The organism is Nocardiopsis mangrovi, from assembly GCF_042653925.1.
GTDB classification, from domain to species: Bacteria; Actinomycetota; Actinomycetes; order Streptosporangiales; family Streptosporangiaceae; genus Nocardiopsis_B; species Nocardiopsis_B mangrovi.
This window is the reverse complement of the sequence record NZ_JBHSFQ010000031.1, coordinates 1-13,066: the sequence shown is the minus strand read 5'-3', so window position 1 is coordinate 13,066 and position 13,066 is coordinate 1. Positions and strand designations below refer to the sequence as shown.

Sequence of the window (13,066 nt, the reverse complement as noted above, 5' to 3'; positions counted from 1 at the left end):
ACCCGGATGAACAGGAGACCGACATGGACGTGCGTCCCTCAGGCATCCACCACGTGACGGCGATCGCGGGCGATCCCCAGGCCAACGCCGACTTCTACCTGAACGCCCTGGGGATGCGGCTGGTCAAGAAGACCGTCAACTTCGACTCCCCCGAGACCTACCACCTCTACTACGGCGACCGGGCGGGCAACCCCGGCACCATCATGACGTTCTTCCCGTGGCCCGGGTCGCCCAAGGGCCGGCTCGGCGCCGGCCAGGCCACCACCACGTCCTTCTCCGTGCCCGAGGGCTCGCTGGGCTGGTGGCAGCGGCACCTGGCCGCCCTCGGAGTGGCGGCCACCCGCCCCGCAGAACGCCTCCAAGAGGACGTCCTCACCCTGCGCGACCCCGACGGCCTCGTCCTCGAACTCGTCGCCGCCGCCGACACCCATGACACCGACCCGTGGGACGGCGGCCGGGTGCCCGTCGAGCACGCCATCCGCGGCATCCGCGCCGTGACCCTCACCGAGCACGACCCCGACGGCACCGCCGACATGCTCAACGGGCGCCTCGGCTTCCGGCTCGCCGCGGAGGAGGGCGACCGCCTCCGTTTCCACACCGGCGACGCGGCGGCCGGCGTGGGCACCGTCGTCGACGTCGTCGCCGCGCCCGGCGCCGCCCGCGGGCTGGTGGCGGCCGGCACCGTCCACCACGTCGCCTACCGCGCCCCCGACCGCACCACCCAGGACGGCTGGCGCCGCTCCCTGGCCGCCGACGGCGTGGACGTGACCGAGATCCGCGACCGGTCCTACTTCACCTCCATCTACTTCCGCGAGCCCGGCGGCGTGCTGCTGGAGATCGCCACCGACGGCCCCGGGTTCGACTACGACGAACCGCTGCTCCAGCTCGGCCGCAGCCTGCGCCTCCCGCCGTGGCTGGAGCCCGACCGCGAGCGCATCGAGGCCCACCTGCCGGGCCTCGCCGTCTCCGGCGCCGTCCAGGACGGGGCGTGACCCCGGTGGCCACCGACTTCCCCCACGTCTTCCGGCCCGCCGAGCGGCCGGGCGCGCCCACCCTCGTCCTGCTGCACGGGACCGGCGCCGACGAGCACGACCTCATCGGGCTCGGCCGCGCGCTCGATCCCGGGGCGGCGCTGCTGTCGCCCCGGGGCCGGGTCGACGAGAACGGGGCCAACCGTTGGTTCCGCCGGCTGCGCGAAGGCGTCTTCGACGTCGACGACGTCATCGCGCGCACGCACGAACTCGCGGAGTTCATCGCGGCCACCGTCGCCGACCGCGGCCTGGAACCGCGCCGGCTGGTCGCGGTCGGCTTCTCCAACGGCGCCAACATCGCGGCGGCGACCCTGCTGCTCCGGCCCGGCCTGCTGCGCGGCGCAGCGCTGTTCGCCGCTGCGGCGCCCCTCCAGGGTCGGGATCCGGACCGGGTCGATCTGTCCGGAACCGGGGTCTTCATGGGGGCCGGAACCGCCGACCCCATCACGACGATCGACCAGGCGCGCCTGCTCGCCGGGCAGTTGTCGGACCGCGGCGCCGACGTCCGGCTGCACGAGCACCCGGGAGGGCACGCGCTGCCGCCCGCGGTGCTCGCCGACGCCCGGACCTGGCTCGACGCGTTGGCCGCGGCCGACGGCGCCGCCCGCCCGAGCGGCACGGGCCCCCGGTGAGCGGCGGCTCCGGAGCGGCTCCGCGCACCGCCGCGGAGCCGCCGGACCGGCCCGCCGCACGGCGGAGCGGGCGGGCGCCACGAAGTACGATGACCACCATGGACGGGGTCAGGTGGCTCGATGCGGATGAACAGCGGACCTGGCGGAGCTTTCTCCGCGCGAACTCGCAGATCGAGCAGGAGCTCGACCGCGACCTCCAGGAACGCAACGGCTTGACCCTCGTCGAATACGGCATCCTGGTCAGCCTGTCCGAGGCCGAGGGGCGGCGGATGCGCATGCGCGGCCTCGCCGACAGCGTGATCGTCTCCAAGAGCCGCCTGTCGCACCAGATCGCCCGGCTGGAGCAGGCCGGGCACGTCCGCCGCGAGACCTGCGCGGAGGACCGCCGCGGATCCTGGGCCGTGCTCACCGACAAGGGCGCCCGCCTGCTCGACGAGGCGGCCACCGGGCACGTCAGCAAGGTGCGCGCGCGGCTCTTCGACCGCCTCACCCCGGAGCAGGCCGCGGTGCTCGGGGAGATCATGAGCGCCCTGGAGGCCGGTGCGCTCGAACCCCGCCCCTGACCGCTCCCGCGGTGGCCGCGGCCGGGAGCGTCAGGGCGTGCGGCCGATGAAGCCGAGGAACCGGTCCTGTTCAGGGGCGTCGTCGGGCACCGGCACCTCCGGTCCGCAGACATTGGGCGAGCGCATCGCGTCGCCCAGCCCCCGGATCTCGGTGAAGTACCGGTGCACCTGGTCGGCCGGCAGGGTCTCGTCCTGACCGGTGGCGCGGGCGATGTCCCAGGCGTGTACGAGCAGGTCGAAGCCGAGGAATCGGTCGACGGTGTCGGCCACGTTCGTCCGGCCGAAATACCCCTCGTATTCCGCGCCGGCGCGGGCGGGGTCGTCCAGGACGGCCTGCATGGCGTCGCGGGCCTCGGCCCACGCGCCCTCGGGGTCGTCGTCGGCCGACCGGGTCAGCTCCAGCTTCACCCCGGCGTGGCCGGGCATGTTCAGGTGGTTGTCCAGCATGTGGCGCAGGACGTCGCGCGCGGTCCAGCCCTCGCACGGCGACGGGTCCTCCCACCGCTCGTCGGGCACGGCTTGGACGCGCCGGGTGAACTCTGCGGAAAGGGCGCGGTAGCGCGCGGAGATCTCGCTCATGGCTTCATGGTCACCGATGCCGCGGCGGGAGTCGTGTACGGATCGGACATCTTCTCCACAGCCTGTGGACCGCGGATGTCCGCCCTCGGATCCGTGCTCAGCGGCCGATGAGCTCGCGCGGGCTCGATCCGGCGATGGCGCGGCAGTCGCGCGACAGGTACGGCTGGTCGGTGTAGCCCGCGGCGGCGGCGAGTCGCGCGAGGTCCACCGGTGCGGCCGGATGGCGGGCGATCCCGAGGAACCGCTGGAGGCGCAGGATCCGCCGCAGGGTCGCCGGGCCGTACCCGAAGGCCGCCGTGCAGCGGCGGTGCAGCTGGCGTTCGCTCAGCCCGGTGGCGGCGGCCAGGCCGGCGACCGTCGTGGCGGGGTCGCGCGCCAGCATGCTCGCCACCGCCGCGGTGGCGTCGTCCTGGGCGGGGGCGTCGGCCAGCCACCGGCGCACGTGCTCCTCCAGGATCCCGGCGCGCGCCGCGGGCGCGGCGTCGCCAAGGCGTTCCGACAGCAGGCGCTGCGCGCGTCCGCCGAGCGCGTCCTCCAAGGGGATCCGGCGATCGCGGACGTCGGCGGTGTCGAACCCCAGGACGGCCCCCGCCCGGCCGGGCCGGAACCGGACGCCGACGGCCTCGGTGCCGCGCGGCAGCCGGAAGGACCACGCGGCGGTCTCGGGGCCGCACACCACGATCCTGCCGTTGTCGATCCACAGAACGTCGACGCAGCCGTCGGGGACCAGGCGGTGGGTGCCCTCGATGCGCGCGGTCCAGCCGGTCACCAGGTCCGGCGCCAGGTCGCGGGCGACCGGCGACGGCGAATACCAGGTCATGGGCCCACTTTAGGTCGTTGCTCCGGGCGCGGGCAGGCCGTCCGCAATCCGTGCGGGGGGTGCGGCGTCGTCACGCACGGGCCGGTGGCCCAGACTGGACCATGCGCACAGTCACCGCCTGAGAGGCACCGGGAGCGTACATGGCCCAACCGCACACCGCCGGCCCCGCAGGACCGCGCCTGCTGGCACTGAGCGACCTGCACGTGTCGCACGCCGAGAACCGGGAGATCGTGGAGGCGCTACAGCCGGGGACACCGGGGGACTGGCTGATCGTGGCCGGCGACGTCGCCGAGACCGTCGCCGACATCGGCTGGGCGCTGCGCCTGCTGCGCGAGCGCTTCGCCGAGGTGGTGTGGGTCCCCGGCAACCACGACCTGTGGACCGTCCGCCACGACGACGTCCAGCTGCGCGGGGCCGAGCGCTACGACCACCTCGTGGCCCTGTGCCGGGAGATCGGGGTGCACACGCCGGAGGACCCGTTCCCGGTCTGGGAGGGCGCCGGCGGGCCCGTGACCATCGCCCCGCTCTTCACCCTCTACGACTACTCGTTCCACCCGCCCGGGACCGACAACAAGGAGGACGGGCTCGCCTACGCGCACGGCACGGGGGTGGTGTGCACCGACGAGTTCCTGCTGCACCCCGACCCCTACCCGACCCGTGAGGCGTGGTGCGCGGCCCGGATCGACTACAGCGAGCGCCGGCTGTCGGAGGTGGGCGGGCCGACGGTGCTGGTCGACCACTACCCGCTCGTGCGCCACCCGACCGACATCCTGCGCTATCCCGAGTTCGCCCAGTGGTGCGGGACCGTGCGCACGGCCGACTGGCACACCAAGTACGACGCCGTGGCCGTCGTCTACGGCCACCTGCACATCCCGAGGACCACCTACCAGGACGGGGTGCGGTTCCAGGAGGTGTCGCTCGGCTATCCGCGCGAGTGGCGCCGCCGGCCGATCCCGCAGCACCGCATCCACACCGTCCTGCCGGCGTCCTGACGCCGGAGGGGCCACGAACGGCCAAGAACGGCCGCGGCCGGCCGGGCGCGACTGCGCCCGGCCGGCCGCGGAGCCGGAACACGGCTGGTCAGGATCCTGACGCCGACCCTCCGGAGTCGGCGCCGCCGCCGGATCCCCCGGAGTCGCCGCCTCCCGGAGCCGTGCCGTCGGCAGCGCCGTCACGGCCGTCACCGCTGCCGCCGTCGCCCGAGGGCGGCCCGGCCGGCGTTCCCGCGGGCGGCGCGCCGCCGCCCGACGTCGCCTCGACCCGGTTCATGTTGGAGTTGCGGTAGGAGTAGGCGAAGTACACGACCAGGCCGATCAGCAGCCAGATTCCGAACCGCCACCAGGTGTGCCAGCCCAGGAAGCTGATCAGCCACAGCGAGAACACCACGCCGATCAGCGGGACCACGGGCATGCCCGGGGTGCGGAACGTGCGGGGCAGGTCCGGGCGCTTGTAGCGGAGCACGATCACCGCGATGCAGACGACGACGAACGCCGACAGGATCCCGATGTTGGTCAGCTCCGCGACCTCCAGGATGGGGAAGAAGCCGGCCAGGAGGGCCGACAGGACGCCGGCGATCCAGGTGACGCGGACCGGCACGTGGTACTTGCGGTCGGTCTTGGCGAACCACTTCGGCAGCAGGCCGTCGCGGCTCATCGCGAACCACACGCGGGTGGCGCCGAGCATGAAGGTGAACATCACCGTGAGGATGCTCAGCACGGCGCCGATGGCGATGAGGTTGGCCAGCCAGCCCAGGCCCACGGACGCGAACGCCGCCGAGAACCCGGCGGTGGGGTCGATCTCGGTGTAGTTCTGCATGCCGGTGAGCACCAGCGACGCCATGACGTACAGGACCATGGAGATCACCAGCGAGTAGATGATCGCCTTGGGCATGTGCCGCTGCGCGTCCTTGGACTCCTCGGCCGCCGTGCTCATGGCGTCGTAGCCGAACACCGCGAAGAACACGAGTGCCGCGCCGGAGAGGGTCCCGGCCACGCCGAAGGGGAAGAACGGGTCGTAGTTCGCGGTGTCCACGAAGAACACGCCGACCACGATGATCACGCCGACGATCGCGACCTTGAGGATCACGAACGCGGTCTCGAACCGCGCGGCGTTCTTCACGCCGCGGGTGAGCAGGAACGCGATGCCCAGGCACAGCAGCACGGCGAAGAGGTTCACCTTGTAGCTGCCGTCGGGGACCCCGGCGGGCTCGGTGCCCGGGGCGCCCGACATCCACAGGGGGAGTGACAGGCCGATCCCGTTCAGGAAGAAGTCGAAGTAGCCGGAGATCCCGATGGCCACCACGGAGACGATCGCGATGTACTCCAGCAGCAGGTCCCATCCGATGAACCAGCCGACGATCTCGCCCAGCACGATGTAGCCGTAGGTGTAGGCGGACCCGGCGCGCGGGATGAGCCCGGCGAACTCGGCGTAGGAGAACGCGGCGGCGGCGCTGGCGACGCCCGCGATCAGGAAGGAGAACAGGACCGCGGGGCCGGCGGTCTCGTTGGCGATCGCCCCGGCCAGGGAGAACACCCCGGCGCCGATGATGGCGCCGACACCGATCGCCGTGAGCTGCCACAGGCCGAGGGCTTTGGCGAGGCCGCCGCCCTCGGCCGGGTCTTCGACGCTGTCGATCGGCTTGCGCCGGAAGACACCCCTTCCAGGGCTGAGACTCTGCTGACCGGATGCCATATGGATTCCACCTGTCACATCTGCGAGGGTGCGCGCGGCGGCTCCCCGGGGGACGGACGATCCGCATGCTCACGGGGGTCGTGTGGCTCGCCTTGCTCGTGGGGACGAACCGCCCGCGGCGCCCGATTCACCGAAAAGTGCCGACCGTCACTGTTTTCCCGCACCGTACGCCTGCGAAGGTCGAGATGAGCTGTTCCATTCCACTACAGTTCGGGAACGCCATTGTCCGATCGGACGAATGACGACGCCCCGCAGCGGGGTGACTCCGCACCGTCGCGTGCCCTTGAGTGGGATCGGATGGCCGCCGGGACCGGGTCCCATCACCCTTGCGCCGACGGCTCGGGTCCGGGTCGAGCGCGGTTCGGGCCGACGCCCCGCCTGCCACTCGGGGGTGTTCGCCGGCGCTCCGGCGGGCCCGTGTGTTCCTATCGTCGCCTGAGCCCTTGAACGGGCGGTTTCGACGGGGCGAAGGAGCCGTGCGTCCCGAGCGGATGCAGGGGCCGGGGCGTGAACGGCTCGTCATCCGTATCGGTGTCGTGTGTCCGGGACGATGCCGTGCGTAACTATACTAAAAAAGTAGGTTTAGTATATTATTCGTCCTGGATTCCCGGACGACGAGTACCGGCGGGACCCTCCAGACCCTTCCCCCACCCGCGGCGACGGCGTCGCCGAACGCGAGGTCACGATGAGCACGGACGGCAGCGGCCCCGAGGCCGCCCCGAAGAAGCGCAGGACGGCGCCCTACGGCATCGGCGAGGACTGGGCGGCGACCATTGTCGGCCTCGTCCTCCTCCTGGTCTCACTTGTCGGCGTCATCCCCGAAGGGCTGGTGCCCTGATGCCCGACGACACCACCGCGCCGGACCCCGCCCCCTCTCCCGGCTCCGCCTCCGCATCCGGTGCCGCTGGGCCCGGCCGGGCGACCGCTCCCGACACCCCCGGCGCAACGCCGTCGCCCGGCACCGGAACCGCGGCCGCCTGGCCGTGGGCGGCGGCCGGCGTTCTGGTGGTCCTCGTCCTGGCCGCGGTCACCCGCTACCTGGAGACCGCGGTCCCCGAGGCCACGGCGGGTACCGCCGTGGGCGGGTTCGCCGAAGCCGTCGAGTACCCCGTCTACGCGATCATCCTCGGCCTGCTCGGCAACCTCGCGCTGTCCTTCGGCGGCCTGCGGGAACGGCTCGCCGGGGGCTTCCGCACCGAGTTCTTCATCAAGACCGGCCTGGTGCTCCTCGGCTCCACCGTGCTGTTCGACGTCATCGTCCGCGCGGCCCTCCCCTCCATCGTCCAGTCGCTCGCGCTGGTGACGCTCGTCTTCCTGGCGACCTGGTGGATCGGCGGCCGGTTCGGGCTCGACGACCGGCTGCGCGCCCTCATCGCCTCCGCCGTGTCCATCTGCGGCGTGAGCGCGGCGATCGCGGCGGCGGGGTCGGTCCAGGCGAAGAAGGAGCAGCTGGCCTACACCGCCAGCCTGGTGATCCTCTTCGCGGTCCCGTCGATCTTCCTGCTGCCCTGGCTGGTCGGCGTCCTGGGCCTCACCGGCCCGCAGGCGGGGGCCTGGATCGGCGGCAACATCGACACAACGGCGGCGGTCGCCGCGGCGGGCGCGATCGTCGGCGAGGACGCACTCCAGATCGCCACCATCGTGAAGTCCACCCAGAACGTGCTGATGGGGGTGGTCGCCGTTGCCCTCACCGCCTACTTCACCTTCCGGGTCGCCCCGGCCGAACAGGCCGCCGCGGCATCGGCCGGCACCGCCGCCGCGGGTGCGGAGGGCCCGTCCCCCGCGGTCGAGCGCCCCGGCCTGCGCACGCTGTGGGACCGCTTCCCGAAGTTCGTCCTCGGGTTCCTCGCGGCGTCGGTCATCGCCACCGTCTGGGCGACGACGACGGGCACCGCGGGGGAACCGGGCCTGGAGACGGCCCGCGCGCTGCGCGACTGGTTCCTCATCGCCGCGTTCACCAGCATCGGCCTGGAGTTCCGGGCGGGGTCCCTGAAGGAGGCGGGCTGGCGTCCCATCGGCGTCTTCGCGATCGCGACGGTCATCAACCTGACGCTCGGGCTGCTCCTCGCGGTCCTGCTCTTCGCCGATTTCACCGTGTGAGCCCGGCCCCGGCCCTGCGCCGCCCCGGCCCCTACCCCCTGGGGGCCGGGGGCGCGCAGGGCTATTCGGCGGCGTGTGCGGCGCGGCGGGCCGCCGCTCGCAGGGGGTCGTCCCCTGCGGTGGCGTCCGGGGCGGTGTCGTCCCGGGTGGGGTCCGCGGGCCGTCCGAGGTGGGCGTAGACCTCGGCGAACGCCTCCGCCTGCGCCGGGTCGTCGATCCAGGTGGCGGAGCTGCGGAGGGTGACCTCGTAGAGCGTGCCGAAGAGCACGGCGAACTCGCCGCGACGCAGTCGGCCCTCGGCATAGGCGGTCGCGAGCGCGCCCAGAGACGGCATCATGCGGGCCCCACCAGATCGTCGAGACGGGCGTCGATGTCGGTGATGCGCTCCCGCATGGTCGGCGCGTCGATGAGGTCGCCGCCGAGCAGGTGCGGCTTGTCGGTGTAGCTGTCGGCGACGTGCATCGCCTCGTTGACCAGCATGTACGCATCGCGCGAGAGACCGGTGTTGGAGGTCCGCGCGAGGTCGAAGAAGACCGCGCTGAACTCCGCCGCCTTCAGCCGATCGCCGAGGAACGCGGATATGCACACCCGGAACGGTACGAGTGCCTCACGGACGGCGGCGGACATCAGAGCACTCCATCACGCAGCAGGTATTCGAGCTGGGGGTCGCCCGGGTCAGTCTTCCAGGCGGCGATGACCTTGCCAACCTCCGGCCCGTCGGCGGCGACACTGACGTGCTGCCCGGTGTCGGGGTCGACGTAGTGGTGGGCCGGCTGCCCCCGGTAGGTCCCGGTGATCTTCCGGTTGTTGGGGCTGCGCATGAAGTGCCCCAGGGCCTCCAGGTACTGCACCCGTGTCTGCTTGTTCCACTTGCCCGTCACTCCGAAGTCCGCGGCGTGCTTGAAGTGGTGCTCGATGCGGTTGGGGTCCATCCAGATGTCGCCGCAGCCCGGCCCGGCGTTGTGCGTGAGGACGTCGGTGAAGCCGCCGGCGGGACCCGCGGCGCCCGCGCCGGAGGCGGCGGTACCGGGAAGGGAGATGTAGTAGGTGCGCAGGTCGTCCACGGTCAGGTTGTAGACGCTCGTGCGTATGGTCGACGCCGACGTGGAGGCCACCGAGACGGCGTCGCCCTCGGCGGTGCGCAGGGTGTCGCCCGTCCGCAGTTCGGCGGCCGTGACCCAGGTCCCGTCCGATTCCTCCCAGAAGGGGTGCTCGGCGGTCGCGGTGACGGCTCCGGCGGCCCGGCCGTCGGCGTTGACCCGGATCTCCACGAGGTCCTTGCTCCCGGAACCGGTGATGAGGCCGGTCACGGCGCGCGGGCCGGTGGTGCCGGTGGCGGGGTCGGTCGCCAGGACGGCATCGCCCTCGGTGACGTCCTCGATCGCGAGGCGGGTGCCGTCGGCCATGAGGACCAGGGTCCCCGCGGAGAAGCTGTTGGCCTCGCAGGCCCGCAGCAGCCGGTTGCGCGTGGACGACGCGGTGTCGAGGTTGTCGGCGGCGGTGTCGAGGCGCCCGCTGACCCGGCGCCAGCGGTTCCACAGGCGCAGGATCTTGGGGGACTTCGCGATGAGCTTGGCGCCCTTGCCCCACGGTGCGAATCCGATGACGGTCCAGATGCAGGCGATGATGTCGCCCTCGGTGATGCACTTGCGGGCGTCCTCGATGCCCAGGATCTCGCCGAGGAGGGTCATCAGCTCGCCGTCGATGCCGTCGTACTCCTCCTGGGCGGCGGCGTGCTCGGCCTCGGCCTCGTCCAGGGCGTCCTGTGCGTCCGCGACCTCGGGATCGATGAGGGGGTCGTTGAAGACGGGCTCGATCTCGTCGGGGTCGTCCGCGGTTTCGCCCTCACCGCCCTCTTCGCCGTCGCCTTCGCCGTCCGTTCCGGGGGACGGCTCGGCGGTGGGGTCGTCGCCGGAACCGTCGCCACCGCTGTCGCCGGTGCCGTCGCTGTCGCCGGTGTCCTGGCCGCCGTCGGCGAGCGTCTCGCAGTCGTCGTCACCTTCGACGCGGCACAGCGCGGTGTCGTAGAGCGACCGGACCTCGGTGGGCAGCCCCATCGCGACGACGGCCGCCGTGACGACCGCGATGAGCATGATCAGCGCCGCGTACTCGGCCTTGAACGCGCCGGAGTCGGACTGCGCCCGCCATACCCACCGCAACGTCGACTCCCTGGACTCCCTCTGCGCGAGGGCCATCCGGACAGGCCCGTCGCAATTCTCGACTGTAGAGAGGGGCGCCCTCGGGTGAACAGGGCCCACGGGCCCAATCGGGTGTCACGGGCTCGGGCGGTAGAGCCGGTGGGGGCCGCTGTCCTTGACCGCCCGGCGGGCCGAGCCGGGGCGGCCCTCCGCTGGCGCGCCCGCGCGGCCGCGGCCGTCCTGGACCGCGAACCCGTCCCGGCATCGGCCGGAGAGCCGTGGCGGTGCGCGGATCCCGGACGTCGGGATAGCGTCCGGTGAGGAGGTGCGGGCATGAGTTTCCGGCTGGCGGCCTACGCCGTGTGCATCGGGGACGGGCGGGTGCTGCTCACCCGTTGCGTCTCCCCCGAGGGTGGATGCACCTGGACTCTTCCGGGCGGCAGGGTCGAGCACGGGGAGGACCCGTTCGACGCGGTGATCCGGGAGGTCGCCGAGGAGACCGGCTGCGACGCGGTGGTCGAACGCCTCTTGGGCGTGGACTCAAGGGTGATCCCCGCGGCCGAGCGCACCGTCCCGGGCGGTCCGGAGCACCAGAACGTGGGCGTCTTCTACCGGGCCCGCATCACCGGCGGCCGGCTCCGGCCCGAGCCGAACGGCGACACCGCAGGGTCGGTCTGGACGCCGATCCCCGACGTCACCGGCCTGCGCCGATCATCGCTGGTCGACATCGGCCTCGCCCTGGCGCAGACCCTTCCGGCGACCGGCCACGTCGCCCCCGTCCCGGTCGGCGGCCTGATCCGCCACTGAGGCCGGGGCCGACATCCTGCCCGGGCCGTCCACCATCGCGGGCGGGGGGCGAGGCCACGCCGAGCGGCGGACGCCGGATCAGCGCCCGCCACCCGCCCGGCCCGGATGCGCGACTCAGCCCGCTTCGACGTGGCGGAGGAGCCCCTTCATCTCGTACGCCTGCCGGACGGCGGTGAACAGGGTGTCCAGCTCGCTGCGGACCTTCGAGAACCCGATGGCCCCGCCCGCGACGCCGGTGTTGCCCAGCGCGATGGACACGGTGACGCTCTGGTCCGGGTTGGCCTGGAGGCCGAGGCTGTACTTGTAGTGCATGGACAGGGCGCCGAGGAGCATGGCCTTGGCCTTGCTGCCCTTCTCGGCCAGGCCGGCGGTGGGGGTCTCCCAGGAGAACCGGTAGCCGTGCTGTCCGAGCACGTCCAGCAGCACGGTCCGGGCGTCCTCGATGTCGCCGGAGAGATGGAACTTCGCGAATTCGGCCATGATCTTCTCTGCTCCCAGTGGGGTGGGTCTCACGGATGGGGCGCGGCTGGACGCGCTGCCACTCGCCCCTGTAGGCACGTGACGAGCGGCAAGATACACGTGACCACGGATATCGCAACATCCTTAACTCCCGCCGCACGGTGTCCGAATTCTCGCGCCTCCGTGAAAGCGGCAGTCCGAGGGAGGTAAGGGGAGGAAACGGTCACCTGCCGGTGGCGCGGGTGGCCGTCATCGGCCAAGCGGGACGGACGACAGCAGCATCAGCGCGGTCAGGGCACCGTCCCCGAGCACGTAGGCCCCGGCCACCGCACAGGCGTGATGCGCGAAGCGCGGAAGCCTTCGTACGGCGCGGCGGAGTCGCGACGGCCGGCGCATGCGGGCACGGAAGCGATCGTCGGCGTGAAGGGGCCAGTACGTCCCGGGTCGATGCCGCCCGGCGGCGATGGCGCGCAACTCGGCGATCCGGTTGAGGGTGTCCCTGTCGTCGCGGGCGGGCCGCTCCCGTGCGAGCGGGGCGACCTCGCGGGTGGGAGACGGGGAGGACGAAGGGGAAGGCGGAGAAGGAGAAGAGGGCGAGCGCGCCACGGTGGGGGACACCGGCGAGACGGGCACCGGCGTGAGGATGTCGGGCCGGACGGCGGCCAGCCTCCGGACGAGCGTCGCGAGCTCGCCCATGTCGCCGGAGGAGGCCCGTTCCGATGCCGCCCCCTCGCGGTGCGGTCGTCGGTGCCGCCCTTCCGGGACGGCGGTCTCGGTGCGTGTCATGGCTGGGGCTCCTTAGCCGGCATGGACGAAGGGTGGAAGGCCGGAGGGGATCGCCGCCGGATCGAGGGTGAAGTCGGCCCATACGGTCAGGCCCAGGTTCAGCGCCGGATGGTCGAGTACGGGCCGGTGGCCCCAGGCCAGCGCCAAGGCGGATACGAGGAAGAGGCCCCGGTGGCGTTCGTTCTCGAACCAGTCGGGCGCGGCCGACGACGCCATGGCGGGCCGCCGCTCGGTGAGCCCGCTGTCGGTGACCTCCAGCCGGAGCCGGTCGGGAGCGAGCAGCAGCAACGCCCGGACCACTTCGCCCTCGGGGCGCCCCGACGCGGTGTACTCGAGTGTCGGTAGGCCACTGGCGAGGTTGCAACAATATGCCGCTCCTTTTCCAGTGGCCCCCGACCCGAACCCGCCGTGCACCTTTCAATGCAACGGGCTCTCTAGTGATCAATGCATGACCTATCCA

16 protein-coding genes are annotated in these 13,066 nt (G+C 72.4%); 7 read left to right on the top strand and 9 right to left on the bottom strand.

What is annotated here, in order from left to right; translation table 11 throughout:
- The first annotated feature begins 23 nt into the window (after positions 1 to 23).
- From ACFO4E_RS24240 to ACFO4E_RS24230, 3 genes are all read left to right on the top strand, one after another.
- Positions 24 to 992, top strand: a complete 969-nt coding sequence (locus tag ACFO4E_RS24240) for a ring-cleaving dioxygenase (RefSeq protein ID WP_378578576.1) — start codon at positions 24 to 26, stop codon at positions 990 to 992.
- A complete protein-coding gene (locus tag ACFO4E_RS24235) occupies positions 989 to 1,663 on the top strand; it encodes an alpha/beta hydrolase (RefSeq protein WP_378578575.1) in 675 nt (224 codons plus the stop codon). Before ACFO4E_RS24240 ends, ACFO4E_RS24235 begins: the two co-directional genes overlap by 4 nt.
- A gap of 89 nt (positions 1,664 to 1,752) precedes the next feature.
- Complete coding sequence (locus ACFO4E_RS24230) at positions 1,753 to 2,226, top strand: MarR family winged helix-turn-helix transcriptional regulator (protein ID WP_378578573.1); 474 nt, start codon at positions 1,753 to 1,755, stop codon at positions 2,224 to 2,226.
- A 30-nt stretch (positions 2,227 to 2,256) separates the two neighbouring features.
- Here ACFO4E_RS24230 and ACFO4E_RS24225 read toward each other — a convergent pair whose 3' ends face one another.
- Positions 2,257 to 2,805, bottom strand: coding sequence for a TIGR03086 family metal-binding protein (locus ACFO4E_RS24225; RefSeq protein WP_378578572.1), 549 nt, complete (start codon positions 2,803 to 2,805; stop codon positions 2,257 to 2,259).
- A gap of 97 nt (positions 2,806 to 2,902) precedes the next feature.
- The gene (locus ACFO4E_RS24220) at positions 2,903 to 3,625 is read right to left on the bottom strand and encodes a helix-turn-helix domain-containing protein (protein WP_378578571.1); all 723 of its coding nucleotides are present in this window, start codon (positions 3,623 to 3,625) and stop codon (positions 2,903 to 2,905) included.
- A 140-nt stretch (positions 3,626 to 3,765) separates the two neighbouring features.
- Here ACFO4E_RS24220 and ACFO4E_RS24215 point away from each other — a divergent pair, with 140 nt between their 5' ends.
- The gene (locus ACFO4E_RS24215; protein WP_378578569.1) at positions 3,766 to 4,617 is read left to right on the top strand and encodes a metallophosphoesterase family protein; all 852 of its coding nucleotides are present in this window, start codon (positions 3,766 to 3,768) and stop codon (positions 4,615 to 4,617) included.
- An 88-nt stretch (positions 4,618 to 4,705) separates the two neighbouring features.
- Here ACFO4E_RS24215 and ACFO4E_RS24210 read toward each other — a convergent pair whose 3' ends face one another.
- Positions 4,706 to 6,316: an amino acid permease gene (locus ACFO4E_RS24210; RefSeq protein WP_378578568.1), complete on the bottom strand. Its 1,611-nt coding sequence runs from the start codon at positions 6,314 to 6,316 to the stop codon at positions 4,706 to 4,708.
- Positions 6,317 to 7,001: 685 nt separating this feature from the next.
- Here ACFO4E_RS24210 and ACFO4E_RS24205 point away from each other — a divergent pair.
- Both ACFO4E_RS24205 and ACFO4E_RS24200 read left to right on the top strand, forming a co-directional pair.
- Positions 7,002 to 7,154: a hypothetical protein gene (locus ACFO4E_RS24205; RefSeq protein WP_378578566.1), complete on the top strand. Its 153-nt coding sequence runs from the start codon at positions 7,002 to 7,004 to the stop codon at positions 7,152 to 7,154.
- Positions 7,154 to 8,416: a YeiH family protein gene (locus ACFO4E_RS24200; protein ID WP_378578565.1), complete on the top strand. Its 1,263-nt coding sequence runs from the start codon at positions 7,154 to 7,156 to the stop codon at positions 8,414 to 8,416. Before ACFO4E_RS24205 ends, ACFO4E_RS24200 begins: the two co-directional genes overlap by 1 nt.
- A 61-nt stretch (positions 8,417 to 8,477) precedes the next feature.
- On the opposite strand, the gene ACFO4E_RS24195 is transcribed toward ACFO4E_RS24200, so the two are convergent.
- From ACFO4E_RS24195 to ACFO4E_RS24185, 3 genes are read right to left on the bottom strand one after another with little or no spacing between them, the layout of a single operon-like run.
- Entirely contained in the window at positions 8,478 to 8,753 is a 276-nt protein-coding gene (locus ACFO4E_RS24195) for a hypothetical protein (RefSeq protein ID WP_378578563.1), read from the bottom strand.
- Complete coding sequence (locus ACFO4E_RS24190) at positions 8,750 to 9,043, bottom strand: hypothetical protein (protein ID WP_378578562.1); 294 nt, start codon at positions 9,041 to 9,043, stop codon at positions 8,750 to 8,752. Before ACFO4E_RS24190 ends, ACFO4E_RS24195 begins: the two co-directional genes overlap by 4 nt.
- Positions 9,043 to 10,575, bottom strand: coding sequence for a polymorphic toxin-type HINT domain-containing protein (locus ACFO4E_RS24185; protein WP_378578560.1), 1,533 nt, complete (start codon positions 10,573 to 10,575; stop codon positions 9,043 to 9,045). Before ACFO4E_RS24185 ends, ACFO4E_RS24190 begins: the two co-directional genes overlap by 1 nt.
- A 312-nt stretch (positions 10,576 to 10,887) precedes the next feature.
- Here ACFO4E_RS24185 and ACFO4E_RS24180 point away from each other — a divergent pair, with 312 nt between their 5' ends.
- Positions 10,888 to 11,361: an NUDIX hydrolase gene (locus tag ACFO4E_RS24180; protein ID WP_378578557.1), complete on the top strand. Its 474-nt coding sequence runs from the start codon at positions 10,888 to 10,890 to the stop codon at positions 11,359 to 11,361.
- Between the two features lie 114 nt (positions 11,362 to 11,475).
- On the opposite strand, the gene ACFO4E_RS24175 is transcribed toward ACFO4E_RS24180, so the two are convergent.
- From ACFO4E_RS24175 to ACFO4E_RS24165, 3 genes are all read right to left on the bottom strand, one after another.
- Positions 11,476 to 11,841 (bottom strand): hypothetical protein, encoded by a 366-nt coding sequence (locus ACFO4E_RS24175; RefSeq protein WP_378578556.1) that lies wholly within the window; start codon positions 11,839 to 11,841, stop codon positions 11,476 to 11,478.
- A 228-nt stretch (positions 11,842 to 12,069) separates the two neighbouring features.
- Entirely contained in the window at positions 12,070 to 12,606 is a 537-nt protein-coding gene (locus ACFO4E_RS24170) for a hypothetical protein (protein ID WP_378578554.1), read from the bottom strand.
- 12 nt (positions 12,607 to 12,618) lie between these two features.
- Positions 12,619 to 12,894: an ATP-binding protein gene (locus ACFO4E_RS24165; RefSeq protein ID WP_378578553.1), complete on the bottom strand. Its 276-nt coding sequence runs from the start codon at positions 12,892 to 12,894 to the stop codon at positions 12,619 to 12,621.
- Positions 12,895 to 13,066 lie beyond the last annotated feature (172 nt).